10 protein-coding genes, 2 tRNA genes and 3 rRNA genes are annotated in these 16,289 nt (G+C 62.2%); 11 read left to right on the forward strand and 4 right to left on the reverse strand.

Going from position 1 to position 16,289, the window contains the following annotated elements; translation table 11 throughout:
• Positions 1–58: 58 nt before the first annotated feature.
• Both paaI and paaG read right to left on the reverse strand, forming a co-directional pair.
• Positions 59–460, reverse strand: a complete 402-nt coding sequence (gene paaI, locus AC1Z3O_RS01000; RefSeq protein WP_483517485.1) for a hydroxyphenylacetyl-CoA thioesterase PaaI — start codon at positions 458–460, stop codon at positions 59–61.
• Between the two features lie 172 nt (positions 461–632).
• The gene (paaG, locus tag AC1Z3O_RS01005) at positions 633–1,445 is read right to left on the reverse strand and encodes a 2-(1,2-epoxy-1,2-dihydrophenyl)acetyl-CoA isomerase PaaG (protein WP_483512844.1); all 813 of its coding nucleotides are present in this window, start codon (positions 1,443–1,445) and stop codon (positions 633–635) included.
• Between the two features lie 478 nt (positions 1,446–1,923).
• On the opposite strand from paaG, the gene AC1Z3O_RS01010 reads away from it, so the two are divergent.
• The 11 genes from AC1Z3O_RS01010 to AC1Z3O_RS01060 all read left to right on the forward strand — a co-directional run bounded on the left by AC1Z3O_RS01010 (position 1,924) and on the right by AC1Z3O_RS01060 (position 13,803).
• Entirely contained in the window at positions 1,924–2,739 is an 816-nt protein-coding gene (locus AC1Z3O_RS01010) for a fused MFS/spermidine synthase (protein WP_483512845.1), read from the forward strand.
• A gap of 60 nt (positions 2,740–2,799) precedes the next feature.
• A complete protein-coding gene (locus AC1Z3O_RS01015) occupies positions 2,800–3,963 on the forward strand; it encodes a DUF1275 domain-containing transporter (RefSeq protein WP_483512846.1) in 1,164 nt (387 codons plus the stop codon).
• A 409-nt stretch (positions 3,964–4,372) separates the two neighbouring features.
• Positions 4,373–5,041 carry a copper resistance protein CopQ gene (locus AC1Z3O_RS01020; protein WP_483512847.1) on the forward strand — a complete coding sequence of 223 codons (669 nt, stop codon included), beginning with the start codon at positions 4,373–4,375 and terminating at the stop codon, positions 5,039–5,041.
• 245 nt (positions 5,042–5,286) lie between these two features.
• The gene (locus AC1Z3O_RS01025) at positions 5,287–5,874 is read left to right on the forward strand and encodes a TetR/AcrR family transcriptional regulator (RefSeq protein WP_483512848.1); all 588 of its coding nucleotides are present in this window, start codon (positions 5,287–5,289) and stop codon (positions 5,872–5,874) included.
• 211 nt (positions 5,875–6,085) lie between these two features.
• Complete coding sequence (locus tag AC1Z3O_RS01030) at positions 6,086–6,862, forward strand: enoyl-CoA hydratase (RefSeq protein WP_483512849.1); 777 nt, start codon at positions 6,086–6,088, stop codon at positions 6,860–6,862.
• A gap of 580 nt (positions 6,863–7,442) precedes the next feature.
• Positions 7,443–8,974, forward strand: a 16S ribosomal RNA gene (locus tag AC1Z3O_RS01035).
• A 61-nt stretch (positions 8,975–9,035) separates the two neighbouring features.
• Positions 9,036–9,112: transfer RNA gene (locus AC1Z3O_RS01040), tRNA-Ile, on the forward strand.
• 11 nt (positions 9,113–9,123) lie between these two features.
• Positions 9,124–9,199: transfer RNA gene (locus AC1Z3O_RS01045), tRNA-Ala, on the forward strand.
• Positions 9,200–9,488: 289 nt separating this feature from the next.
• Positions 9,489–12,366 (forward strand): 23S ribosomal RNA (locus AC1Z3O_RS01050).
• A 112-nt stretch (positions 12,367–12,478) separates the two neighbouring features.
• Positions 12,479–12,592 (forward strand): 5S ribosomal RNA (gene rrf / locus AC1Z3O_RS01055).
• Together the 16S, 23S and 5S rRNA genes with 2 tRNA genes alongside form the textbook arrangement of a ribosomal RNA operon.
• 419 nt (positions 12,593–13,011) lie before the next feature.
• Positions 13,012–13,803, forward strand: coding sequence for a DUF3047 domain-containing protein (locus AC1Z3O_RS01060; protein ID WP_483512850.1), 792 nt, complete (start codon positions 13,012–13,014; stop codon positions 13,801–13,803).
• 20 nt (positions 13,804–13,823) lie between these two features.
• Here the strand turns inward: AC1Z3O_RS01060 and AC1Z3O_RS01065 are convergent, their stop codons facing one another.
• On the reverse strand, positions 13,824–14,921 hold the full coding sequence (locus tag AC1Z3O_RS01065) for a DUF2891 domain-containing protein (RefSeq protein ID WP_483512851.1): 1,098 nt from the start codon (positions 14,919–14,921) through the stop codon (positions 13,824–13,826).
• Positions 14,903–16,096 carry a M20 aminoacylase family protein gene (locus AC1Z3O_RS01070; protein ID WP_483512852.1) on the reverse strand — a complete coding sequence of 398 codons (1,194 nt, stop codon included), beginning with the start codon at positions 16,094–16,096 and terminating at the stop codon, positions 14,903–14,905. The genes AC1Z3O_RS01065 and AC1Z3O_RS01070 overlap by 19 nt, the downstream gene beginning before the upstream one ends.
• Positions 16,097–16,289: the final 193 nt, after the last annotated feature.

Here is a 16,289-nt window from a genome sequence, read left to right on the forward strand (position 1 = left end):
GTCTCCTGCGCTTCGGGGCGGGTTGTCGTAATGGTATGCGGTGGGCGGGCGCCGGGCTTCACTCCGCGCCGTCGGGCGGCGGGACGACGTGGCCCTTGATCTGGGCCGACTTGCCGCGGAACATCGCCACCACTTCGCCGGCGCGGTTGCTGACGCGGATGTCATAGATGCCATGCCGGCCCGAGCGGGTCTGCTCGACGGCCTCGGCGGTCAGCAGGTCGCCGCCGTGCACCGGCTTCAGGAACTCGATGCTGCAGCCCGCCGCGACGGTATTGATATTGTGGCTGTTGCAGGCGAAGGCGAAGCTGGAGTCGGCCAGCGTGAACATCAGGCCGCCGTGGCAGATGCCGTGGCCATTGAGGAATTCGGGGCGCACCGGCATCGACAGCCGGGCGTAGCCGGGGCGCACGGCCTCGACCACGATGCCGAGCCAGCGGCTGCAGGCGTCGGACTCGTACATGCTGGCGGCCGCGGCCTCGGCCAGGGCCTGGGCGGCTTGGACGGATTGGGTCAAGCGGGTCTCCTTGGGGCGGTGGGCAGACGGATCAAGGCGCAAAAGGGGGTGGGCAGGCACCGGCCAGCGGGGCTGCGCGGCAAATGCGCAGGATCCCCCGGCCGTGAGGCGCCTTCCGCTATTCGCCGGTAAAGCGCGGCGCGCGCTTGGCCAGGAAGGCGTTGACGCCCTCCGCATAGTCGTGGGACGCACCCAGCTCACGCTGCAGGTCGCGCTCCAGGTCGAGCTGGGCGTCGAGCGATTGCGTGGCGCCGGCGCGCATGGCCTGCTTGATGGCCGCCAGCGCGCGGGTCGGCTGGGCGGCCAGCTGCGTGGCCAGCGCCAGCGCCTGCTCCTGCAGCAGCGCATCGTCCAGCGCTTCCCAGATCAGGCCCCAGCGCTGGGCATCCTCGGCCGACAGCTTGTCGCCGGTCAGCGCCAGCCCGAGCGCGCGCGCCATGCCGACACGCTGCGGCAGGAACCAGGTGCCGCCCGAGTCCGGCACCAGCCCGATCTTGACGAAGGCCTGGATAAAGCTGGCCGAGCGCGCCGCCAGCACCATGTCGCAGGCCAGCGCCAGGTTGGCGCCGGCGCCGGCGGCGGTGCCATTGACGGCAGCGATCACCGGCAGCGGCAGGGCCTGCAGGCGGCGGATCAGGGGGTTGAACCAGGTGTCGATCAGTTCGCCCAGGTCGCTCATGCGCCCCGGCGCGAAATCCAGGTCGGCCAGGTCCTGGCCTGCGCAGAAGCCTCGGCCCGCGCCGGTGAGCAGCAGGGCGCGCGCGCCACCGGCCTCGACCAGGTCAAGCGCTTCCTGCAGCGCCGCATGCATCTGGCGGGTGAAACTGTTCAGCTTGTCCGGGCGGTTCAGCGTCAGCACGGCGACCTGGCCGTGCCAGCGCAGCAGCACCGGGCCGTCGGTGAGCGTGGTCTGCGGGGGCGTGTCTCGCATGGCGTCTCCTGCCTTGTTTCTGTCTTGTGTTCTGAGTCCGGTGTCGCGGTCATGCGCCGCGTCTTGCCCACCTCGATTGTAGGCAGGCGTTGGCGGGCAATAAATTAACCGACCGGACGGTCGGAAAATGGTAGCACTATTTCGGGGCCGTGGGGATGTCATCGCGCGCCGCTGCCGCAGATGGGAGCGCAGCCAGTGTAGATCCCAGTGTAGATCGCAGAAGTGATTGCCGGTCCGCTTCCGGCCGGACGGCTGGAAGAGATGCCCGAGGCATGTGGCCGTAGATCTGCCGTGTAGTGGCCAGGCGCAGGCGCCGCCGGACTCTGCACCCGGGAGCTCGCTGCGCTCTCGGCGCGGACCCCGGTGGGTTAGCGCGATGCTAATTCGAGTCGTCTTGTATGATAATGGCATTATCATCATGTTCCACTGGGCTGCGGCACGCGCGGCAGACAGATGGAACGCTTGTCGAGAGCGTCGGATGGACCCCACCCTTGCCTCGTTTGAGGCCTACCGAGAGTTTCTCGCGCGGTTTCCCTCGGCCGGCGAACCGGTCGTGCTGGAGACCGAGCGCGCGCTGTCCCTGCATTTCGACCCGCTGGCGACACAGAGCTTCATGTCGCTGGAGGAGCCGGACAAGCTGGTGCTGGGCTATACGAAGCTGATGATGGCGTTCCTGCTGATGCAGCCCGCGCCTGCCCGGATTTCCATGATCGGACTGGGCGGAGGATCGCTGCTCAAGTACTGCCATCGCCATCTGCTCGGCACCAAGATCGTCGCCATCGAGATCGATCCTGCGGTGATCGCGCTCCGCGAGCGCTTCCAGATCCCGGCGGACGACGAGCGGCTGGAGATCGTCTGTGCGGACGGGGCCGAGTATGTCGAGGGGACGCAAGCCAGGCCGGACGTGATCCTGGTCGACGGCTTCCTCGCTGACGGCATGCCGCCGGCCCTGGGCACGGTCTCGTTCTATGCGGCCTGCCATCGGCGGCTCAATGACGATGGCGTCCTGGTGGCGAACTTCCTCGAGAGCGACCGCAACATTCCCCGCTACCTCGAGGCGATCGACCTGGTGTTCGGCTCGTCGTTCTCCGTCGCCAGGTCATCGGACGGGAGCAATTACGCCTTGTTTGCCTGGAAGGGGGCGGATGAGCTGCCGCCACTGACGCGCTTGCTGGAACGGGCACGAGAACTGGAAGCCGAGCACCCGCTAAACCTGCGCGCAGCCGCGCGGCAATTGCTGCACGGCAGGCGATTCGCCACCGATCCCTCGCTCTGGGAGACGCTGGCGGACTGACAATGCTCCCGGCGTGCGGCGCCGAAGCGGCGGCGCGGCAAAGGAGGCCAAGCCCACATCATGGCATTCTCGTACTCGCGTCAACTCACCGGAAGACTGCGCACGCCCGAAGCGAACCGCAAGCTGGCGTGCTACCTAACGTTCATCGCCGGTGCCACCAACGCGGGCGGGTTCCTGGCCGTGCGCCAGTACACCTCGCATATGTCAGGGATCGTCTCCGCCATGGCGGACAACCTGGCCATGGGCAGCATCGGCCTGGTGCTGGAAGGGCTGGGCGCGCTGCTGTCGTTCCTTGCCGGGGCGGCTTGTTCCTCCATGCTGATCCACTGGGGCAGGCGGGAGCACCTGCACAGCGAGTACGCGCTTCCGCTGGTGCTCGAGGCGGGGCTGCTGGTCTGCTTCGGGTTGCTGGGCGGCAACCTGGAGGACCATGAGTGGCTGTTCATACCGGCCACCGTCATGGTGCTCTGCTTCATCATGGGCCTGCAGAACGCCATGGTCACCAAGATATCGAAGGCGGAGATCCGGACCACGCATGTGACCGGCATGGTCACGGACATCGGCATCGAACTTGGCAAGCTTTTCTATTGGAACGTGGCGCGGGCGGATGCCGCCAAGCCGCTGGTCCGCGCGGACCGCGCCAAGCTGCGCATGCTCACCGTGTTTGTCGGCCTCTTCTTCGCCGGCGGTCTTGCCGGAGCCATTGGCTTCAAGCACGCGGGGTTTGTGTCGACGCTGCCGCTGGCCGGCCTGCTCCTCGGCCTTGCCGCGATGCCTGTCCTCGACGACCTCCGCGCCTATGTGTGGCGCCGCAGCTTCGTACCCCGGTTGCTCGCGCGCACACGCCGGCGCGGGCGCGAGATCAAGCAGGATATTTGGGCCTTGCGGCGGGCGGCCCGTGACCCGCGCACGCCCTGGTATGTGCGGCCGCTGGCCTTGCTCGTGGCAGGGTACGCCGCCTCGCCGATCGACCTGATCCCGGATTACATCCCGGTGCTCGGCCATCTGGACGATGCCGTGCTGCTTCCCCTCGCCTTGCTGGCAGTGATACGACTGATACCCGCCGAGCTGATAGAAGAGCATCGCCTGGCGGCCGGCGAACTCGATGTTCGGCCGCGGAGATGGTCGGTGGCGGCGGTGGTCATCATTGCGTTCCGATTCGCGTTGGCAGTCGCGCTTGTGACCTGGCTGGCGCACGTTGCCGCCGGCTTCTGGCATTCCTGAGCGGGCTGGGCTGCGCCACGGGTCTTGTGGATTCTCGCACCGCCAGGGAAGGGCTGGCGGTGCGCAGTTTGCACGTGCACGCCGGGGCGGCTGGCTGATAGGGCGCAGGACCGGACACAAAGCTGGCCGTGTCCTGGCCGCACGGCAGGATTTGCTGCGCCACCGCAAGAAAGTCCTTGACTATCTATCTACCAGTAGATAATATCGTGTCCATGGATCGCTGCTTCCCTTCCCACAGAACACGGGAAGGCCGAAAAAGAGGATCCAGCGCGACATCGGGGATTTCCCCGTTTTTTCAGGACCGGTTACCTATCTACACATAGATACCTGACCGGCCCGGCCCGAAGAGCCGCGCCGCTGACTAACCGGATCCCGTTCGCGTGGATTCTCAAGATGAATGGAGAGCATCATGAGCACCAACAAGACCTTCACCAAGACCCTGATCACTGCCGCCGCGCTGGCCGCCGCCCTGCTGGGCGGTCAGGCTTACGCCTCGGGCCCCAAGGACAGCGGCGTCGCCGGCGACCGCTACGGCTATGTCTTCCGCGGCAATGAAGCGCGCAGCGTCTATACCGACGGCGCCAAGCTGGGCAAGGTCGACCCGTACACCGACGGCGCGAAGTTCGGCAAGGCTGATCCCTATACCGACGGCGCCAAGGTAGGCAAGGCGGATCCGTACACCGATGGCTACCGCATCGTGGCGGGCCTGGACCGCACGGGCGTGTCGTCGACGCCGGCGCGCCAAGCCGATCCGTACACCGACGGTGCAAAGTTCGGCAAGTTCGACCCGTACACGGATGGCACCCGCACGGTGGCGGGCCTGGACCGCACCGGCGTGTCGTCGACCCCGGCACGTCAGGCCGATCCGTACACCGACGGCGCCAAGGTCGGCAAGTTCGACCCGTACACGGACGGCACCCGCATGGTGGCGGGCCTTGACCGTACCGGCGTGTCGTCGACGCCGGCGCGCCAGGCCGATCCCTACACGGACGGCGCCAAGGTCGGCAAGTATGACCCGTACACCGATGGCGCCAAGGCCGGCAAGTTCGATGCGTACACCGACGGCGCGCTTGCCTGAGATGGAAGACGGAAGGAGCGCCGGCCGAGGGCCGGCGCTCCTCCGGTAACCGGAGAACACACCATGAGACTGCGAGACAGCATTCTGATCCTGACCGGCTGGGTGGGCCTGTGCTTGCTCAGCGGCTCGCTGGTGACCTTGGCGGCGCAAGTGCTGCCGGCATGAGCGAAGGGCGGCCGGGCCAGGATCTTGTGCCAGCGTGCCCGCGCCCTCGAGGCTCTATCTGCACCAAATAAGGTCACGCCATGAAACCCCAATCCGTACGTGAACAACTGCTCGAGCACACGCTGGCGCTGATCCGCCGCCGCGGGGTGAACGGCTTCAGCTACCGTGACCTGGCCGAGCTGGTCGGGGTGAAGACCTCGAGTATCCACTACTATTTCCCCTCCAAGGACGATCTGGTGCTGGAGGCGGTCAAGGAATACAGCGCGCGGGTGATGGACCGGCTGCACGCGCTGGACGACTTGCCGACGCCGCAGGACCAGGCGCGCGCCTACCTGGAAGCGTTGCGTACCGTAGCGAGCGGCGGCGACCAGGTCTGCCTGGTGGGCATGCTCGCATCCGAGGCCATGTGCCTCTCCGAAGCCGCACAGGCTGTGGTGCGGGAATTCTTCCACATGCATGAGGCCCGGCTTGCCAAGATGCTCGAGCGTGCACAGCACCAATATGGCAAGGTGCTGCCCGCCGTGCCGGCAGCGTTGGCGCAGGTCCTCTATGCCGCCCTGCAGAGCGCGTTGGTGTCGGGCCGGCTGTTCGGCGGCTATGAGCGGCTGGAGGCGGCGGGCAAGCTCCTGATGGACTATGTCTCGCCGGATCCCGTGCGCGCGTCCTGACTGGCCGCGGCGGGTGTGGTGAAGCTGCGCGTATTAGCAGCCGGTCCTAGCCGGCCCCATTGGGGCCGGTTTTTTTTATTGCAGCGATGCAGCCGGCCGGCCAGCCCGCTCTTGAAAAAACCCCTCGAACTGGCAGACTGCCGGGGCACCGCCCGCGCATGGCGTCCGGCCGCGCGGGTTTCGCCGCAGTATTCAAGCAAGAGGAGATGACATGTCGTACGAAAACATCCTGGTCGAAACGCGTGGCCGCGTGGGACTGGTGACGCTGAACCGCCCGAAGGCGCTCAACGCGCTCAATGACGCACTGATGGACGAAGTCGGTGCTGCGCTCACGGCCTTCGACCAGGACGAAGCGATTGGCTGCATCGTCATTACCGGCAGCGAGCGAGCCTTCGCCGCGGGTGCCGACATCGGCCTGATGGCCAAGTACACCTATATGGATGTGTACAAGGGCGAGTACATCACGCGCAACTGGGAGACCATCCGGCGCATCCGCAAGCCAGTGATCGCCGCGGTCGCGGGCTACGCGCTGGGCGGCGGCTGCGAACTGGCAATGATGTGCGACATCATCATTGCCGCCGATACCGCGCGCTTCGGCCAACCTGAGGTCAAGCTCGGCACCATGCCCGGCGCGGGCGGCACCCAGCGCCTGCCGCGCGCGGTGTCCAAGGCCAAGGCCATGGACCTGTGCCTGTCCGCGCGCATGATGGACGCCGCCGAGGCCGAGCGTGCAGGTCTGGTCTCGCGCGTGGTGCCGGCCGACAAGCTGATCGAAGAGGCCATCGGTGCTGCCGATGCGATTGCCAGCTATTCGCTGCCGGTGGTCATGATGATCAAGGAATCGATCAACACCGCCTACGAAACCACGCTGGCAGAAGGTGTGCATTTCGAGCGGCGTGTCTTCCACGCCACCTTTGCCACCGAGGACCAGAAGGAAGGCATGGCTGCTTTCCTGGAAAAGCGCAGCCCTAACTTCAAGCATCGCTGAAACTTGATAAGGGAATACCCGAGGTCATTGCTGGGGTATTCCCTAGTCGACTGTGCCGCAGCGGAAGTGCTTTTTCAATCAATTCAATGACTTGCCGCTTTCCGGGAAAAGTCTTGCCATATGTCTATGACAATTCTGTTGCCAAGCGGTCGAAACCGGCCTAATATTCGCTCCTCGCTGAACACGGCGGCGCTGCAAAGCAGAGCTGGCGCGGTAAAGCGGGTCGATGGGTTGGTTGGTGGTGCTGCGAAGCGCGACTGACCGAAGCAAAAAAAGATGCTTCGAACCTGTTGACGAAACGTAGAAAGTCGTTGATAATCTCGTTTCTCTGCTGCAGACAACGCAGCGACGCGGTAAGCAAAGCGAATCGCGTGAGTTCTTTAACAAACAAACAGCCGATAAGTGTGGGCGCTTGATGCAGGAAGCGGAAGATTTCGGTCTTCTAGCTTACAAGTTATCAGTGCTCGCACAGTAAACATGTTTGGTTTCGTCTTCGGACGGAGCCAGTCAGTTTTCTGAGAGTGAGCGACCGCTCGAAAGAGCGAGTCCCGTAGGGAAACCGAAAGGACACACAGAGATTGAACTGAAGAGTTTGATCCTGGCTCAGATTGAACGCTGGCGGCATGCCTTACACATGCAAGTCGAACGGCAGCGCGGACTTCGGTCTGGCGGCGAGTGGCGAACGGGTGAGTAATACATCGGAACGTGCCCTGTTGTGGGGGATAACTAGTCGAAAGATTAGCTAATACCGCATACGACCTGAGGGTGAAAGCGGGGGACCGTAAGGCCTCGCGCAATAGGAGCGGCCGATGTCTGATTAGCTAGTTGGTGAGGTAAAGGCTCACCAAGGCGACGATCAGTAGCTGGTCTGAGAGGACGATCAGCCACACTGGGACTGAGACACGGCCCAGACTCCTACGGGAGGCAGCAGTGGGGAATTTTGGACAATGGGGGCAACCCTGATCCAGCAATGCCGCGTGTGTGAAGAAGGCCTTCGGGTTGTAAAGCACTTTTGTCCGGAAAGAAATCCTTTGGGCTAATACCCCGGAGGGATGACGGTACCGGAAGAATAAGCACCGGCTAACTACGTGCCAGCAGCCGCGGTAATACGTAGGGTGCGAGCGTTAATCGGAATTACTGGGCGTAAAGCGTGCGCAGGCGGTTTTGTAAGACAGGCGTGAAATCCCCGAGCTCAACTTGGGAATTGCGCTTGTGACTGCAAGGCTAGAGTATGTCAGAGGGGGGTAGAATTCCACGTGTAGCAGTGAAATGCGTAGAGATGTGGAGGAATACCGATGGCGAAGGCAGCCCCCTGGGACGTCACTGACGCTCATGCACGAAAGCGTGGGGAGCAAACAGGATTAGATACCCTGGTAGTCCACGCCCTAAACGATGTCAACTAGTTGTTGGGGATTCATTTCTTCAGTAACGAAGCTAACGCGTGAAGTTGACCGCCTGGGGAGTACGGTCGCAAGATTAAAACTCAAAGGAATTGACGGGGACCCGCACAAGCGGTGGATGATGTGGATTAATTCGATGCAACGCGAAAAACCTTACCTACCCTTGACATGCCACTAACGAAGCAGAGATGCATTAGGTGCTCGAAAGAGAAAGTGGACACAGGTGCTGCATGGCTGTCGTCAGCTCGTGTCGTGAGATGTTGGGTTAAGTCCCGCAACGAGCGCAACCCTTGTCTCTAGTTGCTACGAAAGGGCACTCTAGAGAGACTGCCGGTGACAAACCGGAGGAAGGTGGGGATGACGTCAAGTCCTCATGGCCCTTATGGGTAGGGCTTCACACGTCATACAATGGTGCGTACAGAGGGTTGCCAACCCGCGAGGGGGAGCTAATCCCAGAAAACGCATCGTAGTCCGGATCGTAGTCTGCAACTCGACTACGTGAAGCTGGAATCGCTAGTAATCGCGGATCAGCATGCCGCGGTGAATACGTTCCCGGGTCTTGTACACACCGCCCGTCACACCATGGGAGTGGGTTTTGCCAGAAGTAGTTAGCCTAACCGCAAGGAGGGCGATTACCACGGCAGGGTTCATGACTGGGGTGAAGTCGTAACAAGGTAGCCGTACCGGAAGGTGCGGCTGGATCACCTCCTTTCTAGAGCGTGCTTCCTTAGTTAAGCGTTCACACTTATCGGTCTGTTTGCTGTTACAGCCAAGGGTCTGTAGCTCAGGTGGTTAGAGCACCGTCTTGATAAGGCGGGGGTCGTAGGTTCAAGTCCTACCAGACCCACCAAGTTATCTGAGGGGGGATTAGCTCAGCTGGGAGAGCACCTGCTTTGCAAGCAGGGGGTCGTCGGTTCGATCCCGTCATCCTCCACCATCGACCTTGGGTTGGACAAGCCAAATGCAAGCGCTTAGCGTTGAGCGCTTGCATTTGGCATTGGCCAAGCGATGTGAAAACATCGGCTGTTCTTTAAAAATATGGGATGTAGTAAAGGTGTCGTGAAGCGTTGATGAGACGCTGAAGTAATCAACACGATACCGGGTTGTGATTGTATCAACCAAAGTATTTAAGTGATCGAAAGATGACTTGGAATACGGCACAAATGCGAGAACTCAACCTGTAGCGAAACCGTTTCGAGCGCGAGCTTGAGACACACTCGTTATAGGGTCAAGCGAACAAGTGCATGTGGTGGATGCCTTGGCGATCACAGGCGATGAAGGACGCGGTAGCCTGCGAAAAGCTTCGGGGAGCTGGCAAACAAGCTTTGATCCGGAGATGTCCGAATGGGGAAACCCGGCCCGTATGGGTCATCCCTTGCTGAATACATAGGCAAGGGAAGCGAACGCGGCGAACTGAAACATCTAAGTAGCTGCAGGAACAGAAATCAACCGAGATTCCCAGAGTAGTGGCGAACGAAATGGGAAGAGCCTTGTACTCTTTAGCAGTGTTGTTAGCAGAACGGGATGGAAAGCCCGGCCATAGCAGGTGATAGCCCTGTATGCGAAAACAGCGTTGTGGAACTAGGTGTACGACAAGTAGGGCGGGACACGTGAAATCCTGTCTGAAGATGGGGGGACCATCCTCCAAGGCTAAATACTCGTGATCGACCGATAGTGAACCAGTACCGTGAGGGAAAGGCGAAAAGAACCCCGGGAGGGGAGTGAAATAGATCCTGAAACCGCATGCATACAAACAGTCGGAGCCTGGAAACGGGTGACGGCGTACCTTTTGTATAATGGGTCAGCGACTTACATTCAGTGGCAAGCTTAACCGATTAGGGCAGGCGTAGCGAAAGCGAGTCCGAACAGGGCGTTCAGTCGCTGGGTGTAGACCCGAAACCAGATGATCTATCCATGGCCAGGTTGAAGGTGCGGTAACACGTACTGGAGGACCGAACCCACTAACGTTGAAAAGTTAGGGGATGAGCTGTGGATAGGGGTGAAAGGCTAAACAAATCTGGAAATAGCTGGTTCTCTCCGAAAACTATTTAGGTAGTGCCTCGTGTCTCACCTTCGGGGGTAGAGCACTGTCATGGTTGGGGGGTCTATTGCTGATTACCCCGCCATAGCAAACTCCGAATACCGAAGAGTGCAATCACGGGAGACAGACATCGGGTGCTAACGTCCGGTGTCAAGAGGGAAACAACCCAGACCGCCAGCTAAGGTCCCCAAGATTGGCTAAGTGGGAAACGAAGTGGGAAGGCTAAAACAGTCAGGAGGTTGGCTTAGAAGCAGCCACCCTTTAAAGAAAGCGTAATAGCTCACTGATCGAGTCGTCCTGCGCGGAAGATGTAACGGGGCTAAGCCAGTCACCGAAGCTGCGGACGCACGCAAGTGCGTGGTAGGAGAGCGTTCTGTAAGCCTGTGAAGGTGTCTTGTAAAGGATGCTGGAGGTATCAGAAGTGCGAATGCTGACATGAGTAGCGATAAAGGGGGTGAAAGGCCCCCTCGCCGTAAGCCCAAGGTTTCCTACGCAACGTTCATCGGCGTAGGGTGAGTCGGCCCCTAAGGCGAGGCAGAGATGCGTAGCTGATGGGAAGCAGGTTAATATTCCTGCACCGTCGTATGATGCGATGGGGGGACGGATCGCGGAAGGTTGTCCGGGTGTTGGAAGTCCCGGTCCCTGCAGTGGAGAAGGCGCTTAGGCAAATCCGGGCGCGTAATTCAAGGCTGCGGGGCGAGCGACTCAGGTCGCGAAGCAATTGGAAGTGGTTCCAAGAAAAGCCTCTAAGCTTCAGTCATACGAGACCGTACCGCAAACCGACACAGGTGGGCGAGATGAGTATTCTAAGGCGCTTGAGAGAACTCGGGAGAAGGAACTCGGCAAATTGGTACCGTAACTTCGGGATAAGGTACGCCCTGGTAGCTTGACTGGCCTGCGCCAGAAGGGTGAAGGGGTTGCAATAAACTGGTGGCTGCGACTGTTTAATAAAAACACAGCACTCTGCAAACACGAAAGTGGACGTATAGGGTGTGACGCCTGCCCGGTGCCGGAAGATTAAATGATGGGGTGCAAGCTCTTGATTGAAGTCCCGGTAAACGGCGGCCGTAACTATAACGGTCCTAAGGTAGCGAAATTCCTTGTCGGGTAAGTTCCGACCTGCACGAATGGCGTAACGATGGCCACACTGTCTCCTCCCGAGACTCAGCGAAGTTGAAGTGTTTGTGATGATGCAATCTCCCCGCGGCTAGACGGAAAGACCCCATGAACCTTTACTGTAGCTTTGCATTGGACTTTGAACCGATCTGTGTAGGATAGGTGGGAGGCTTTGAAACCGGGACGCTAGTTTCGGTGGAGCCGTCCTTGAAATACCACCCTGGTTTGTTTGAGGTTCTAACCTTGGCCCGTGAATCCGGGTCGGGGACAGTGCATGGTAGGCAGTTTGACTGGGGCGGTCTCCTCCCAAAGTGTAACGGAGGAGTTCGAAGGTACGCTTGGTACGGTCGGACATCGTACCTAAAGTGCAATGGCAAAAGCGTGCTTAACTGCGAGACCGACAAGTCGAGCAGGTGCGAAAGCAGGACATAGTGATCCGGTGGTTCTGAATGGAAGGGCCATCGCTCAACGGATAAAAGGTACTCTGGGGATAACAGGCTGATACCGCCCAAGAGTTCATATCGACGGCGGTGTTTGGCACCTCGATGTCGGCTCATCTCATCCTGGGGCTGTAGCCGGTCCCAAGGGTATGGCTGTTCGCCATTTAAAGAGGTACGTGAGCTGGGTTTAAAACGTCGTGAGACAGTTTGGTCCCTATCTGCCGTGGGCGTTGGAATCTTGACGGGGGCTGCTCCTAGTACGAGAGGACCGGAGTGGACGTACCGCTGGTGTACCTGTTGTCTCGCCAGAGGCATCGCAGGGTAGCTATGTACGGAAGAGATAACCGCTGAAAGCATCTAAGCGGGAAACTCGCCTGAAGATGAGGATTCCCTGGAGGCTTGACCTCCTTGAAGGGTCGTTCGAGACCAGGACGTTGATAGGCTGGGTGTGGAAGCGCAGTAATGCGTTAAGCTAACCAGTACTAATTGCCCGTAAGGCTTGATCCTATAACCAGTGTGTTTCACTGGTTGACGTATCGCCTCTGTGCCGATACCTCACAACCAAGACTACATCCCTATTCGCTGTGACGGCTCAACCCCGGCGCAGCAACCCCTTATGCCTGGTGACCATAGCGAGTCGGAACCACCCCTTCCCATCCCGAACAGGACCGTGAAACGACTTTGCGCCGATGATAGTGCGGACTACCCGTGTGAAAGTAGGTCATCGCCAGGCTCTCCATTCCCAGAACCCCCCAGATCCGAAAGGACTGGGGGGTTTTGCTTTTGCGCGCGACGAAGCGCGGCTTTCGCCACGGCTTGCGCAAAAAGACCTTATTGCCGTATCACCATGCCAGTTGCTGTGGCCGCGGAAGACCGTACCCTGCGCCATTTCTCAGGGTGCGCGAGGATTCCGACCCCGATGGCCTTCTGCTATCGTCATCCCCACATAAAGGCGGCGCGCGACGGGTAGCGCCACCGCACCGTGCGGCAAATGCTACGCGCGCTGCAGGGCATGTTCCGGGAGATGAGATGGGGTCGAAGTGGTGCCTGCCGGCAGTGACCGGCTTGGCAGGTGCGTTGGGACTGGCGGGATGCGCTTCCTTGGCGCCCTTGCCGCCGCTGGATCCGGCGCGGATGGCCGAGGTGTCGTCAATGGACTGCAAGGCATTCGCCGAACACGTCGCCGCACGTGCGAAGACGCTGCAGGCGGCGCCGTTACAGGAACCGGCCGCTTCCGATGGCGCCGCTGGTACTGATGCGGAGGAGGGCGAGCCGCAGGAAACCGAGCCCCCGCAACTCCCAGATCTGCCGCTATTCTCCACTGCCTCCGCTGACCAGCCCTATCCGCCGGGCTGGCAACCCTGGCACCTGAGCCGCAACAAGACGCCCACCCGTTATGGCCTGGTGATGCAGGGCCATCAGCTGGTGATGCACGCGCAGGCCGATGTTTCGGCCTCCGGTCTCTACGTGCCCTTGATCGCGCGCGATGCAGGCGTGATGCGCTGGGCCTGGCGGACGCGCGATGTGATCCGTACTGCCGATAACACCCTGGGGTCGCGCGAGGACGCGCCCTTGCGCATCTTCGTGGCCTTCGACGGCGACAGGAGCACGCTTTCGCTCAAGGACCAGTTGATGTACGAGATGGCACGGCTGACCACAGGCCGCGAGATGCCCTATGCCACCCTGATGTACATCTGGGCGGGCCGCCGCCAGGCCGGCTCCATCCTGCCCAACCCGCATACGGATCGCGTGCGCATGATCGTGGCGGATTCAGGCGTGGCGCACACAGGCGAATGGCGTTGCCACGAGCGCGACCTGCGCGCCGATTACCGCAAGGCATTCGGGCAGGAGCCGGGACGGGTGATCGCCGTGGGCATCATGACGGACACCGACAATACCAAGACCAAGGCGGAGTCCTGGTACGGCGACATCACGCTGGACTGAATCAGCGAGGCCGGCCCCGTTCATTCGCGGGGCTCTTCCGCCCCTTCGGTCAACGCCAGCGCGGCAAATGAAGCCAGCCAGTGCGTGCCGGCATAGTCGCCGGCGGCGGCGTGCGGCAAGCCGGCCGACAAGTGCGCGTGGCGCGCCTGCCGCGCCAGTGCCGCCTGCTCCCGTGGCAGCGAGGGCGCCAGCACGCCCCAGCACCAGGCGCGTGACAGGTTCAGTCCGTCGAGATGGCTCAGCTTCGGATCGCGGCGGTCGCTCACCGTGACAGGCGCCAGCCAGCAGCCGAGCTCGGCCTCGGCCGGCGAGAACTGCTCCCACCATTCGTCGAAGCCGCAGCCATCCAGCGTTTCCCGCATCAGCATCGCTTCCATCAGTCCGCCGGACAGGAATTCGTCGCCGCCGGGCTCGTAGCGGGCGGGATACCGCCGGTCGTGGCCGAACCACTGCTGCGCCCGCGAGGCGATGGCGCGCCGCAGCGCGGGATGGGGCACCGCGCGCACGTATGCGTTGGCCATCACCAGGGCAAAGGCGCTGTTGAAGTGGGTGCCGGTGCGGATCGGGAAATCAGCGATGGCGAGATAGTCCACCAGCCGCTCGGCGAGCAGGTCTGCCAGCGGTGCGCAGGCCCGTGCCCAGGCCGCGGCCCCCGGCTCCGCGCTTGCCAGCACGGTCAACTCGGCCTGGAGCCGCAGCAGCCAGGTCCAGCCATAGGGACGTTCGAAAGTCCCGGCGGATGGCCGCTCGAAATACGCGCGCTCCACCTCGATAGCTCGCGGCTGCAGTTGCCGATCCAGCGCGTCGCGGATCGCTCCTGCCAGGTCCAGGTCGGGGTACAGGCGCAGCAGGCGCGCGAGCAGCCAGTGCATGTGCACGCTGGAGTGCCAGTCGTAGCTGCCGTGGAAGACGGGGTGGCGCACGCTGGGCGGCGCCAGGTCTTCCGGCCCGGTCATCAGGTGGTCGACCTTGTAGGGATAGGCACGCTGGATGTTCTCCAGCGCGACGCGGGCGAAGTGCTCCGCCAAGGCGCGGTCGAGTACCGGCGCCTGCCGGCCTTCGCCCGCGCCTGTTGCGCCGTTGGCGCCGGTGGTGCCGTTCAGGCCGGAGCCAGCCACTTCTCCACCAGCCGCACGAAGAAGGTCGAGCCGACCGGCAGCAGTTCGTCGTTGAAATCGTAGCTCGGGTTGTGCAGCATGCACGGTCCCAGGCCGTGGCCCTGTTCGCGGTGCCCGCCTTCGCCATTGCCGATGAACAGGTAGCAGCCGGGCTTGGCCTGCAGCATGAAGGAGAAGTCCTCGGCGCCCATGGTCGGCTCGACATCGGCGTCGACCATGTCGGCCCCGACCAGTTCGCTCGCCACGCCCGCCGCGAAGTCCGCCTCGGCGGCGCTGTTGATCGTGGGCGGATAGTTGCGGTGGAAGGTGTAATCGACGGTGCAGTCGAAGGCGGCCGCCACGGCCTGCGAGACTTCCCGCATGCGCCGCTCGATCAGGTCGAGCACGGGGATGGTGAAGGTGCGCACGGTGCCGCCGATCCAGGCTTCGTCCGGCACGATGTTGGTGGCGTCGCCGGCATGGAACTGCGTGACGGAGATGACCGCCGTGTCGATCGGGCGCTTGTTGCGCGTGATGATGCCCTGCAGCGCCGAGACGATCTGCGCCGCGGTGAAGACAGGGTCGTTGCCATTGTTGGGCATGGCCGCGTGCGCTCCCTTGCCGCGCACGACGATGCGGAATTCATTGCTCGAGGCCATCAAGGGGCCCGCGCGGGTGCCGAAGCTGCCGACCGGCATGCCGGGCCAGTTGTGTATGCCGAACACCGCGTCGCAGGGGAAGCGTTCGAACAGGCCGTCCTTGATCATTTCGCGCGCGCCGCCGCCGCCCTCTTCGGCAGGCTGGAAGATCAGGTGCACGGTGCCATCGAAATTGCGGTGTTCGGCCAGGTAGCGCGCGGCGCCCAGCAGCATGGCGGTATGGCCATCGTGGCCGCAGGCGTGCATCTTGCCGTCATGCTTTGATCGGTGCGCGAAAGAGTTGGCCTCCTGCAGCGGCAAGGCGTCCATGTCGGCGCGCAGCCCGATGGTGCGCTTGCTGGCGCCATTGCGGATGACGCCGACCAGGCCGGTGGTGCCAAGCCCGCGATGCACCTCGATGCCCCAGCCGGCGAGCTGCTGTGCGACGACGTCGGCAGTGCGCTGTTCCTCGAAACAGAGTTCGGGGTGGGCATGGATGTCGCGCCGGATGGCGCGGATGTCGGCCTGGGCCTGGAGGATTTCGGGGATGAGCTTCATAGTGCCGGAACTGAGGCGATGGAATACCCCGGATCATACGATGACTGCCGGAAAAGCGCCAAAACAGGCGGTTTCCGGCGGGAACCGGGGCCCGGCGGGCACACCTGCGCCCTGCCGCGCCAACCTGCGCTGACTCGCGCGGGGGTTTCCCCGCATTGCCGGACATTGCGGCAAGCTGGAACAGTTCATGCCT

It is taken from the genome of Cupriavidus sp. 09_S30, assembly GCF_056930435.1.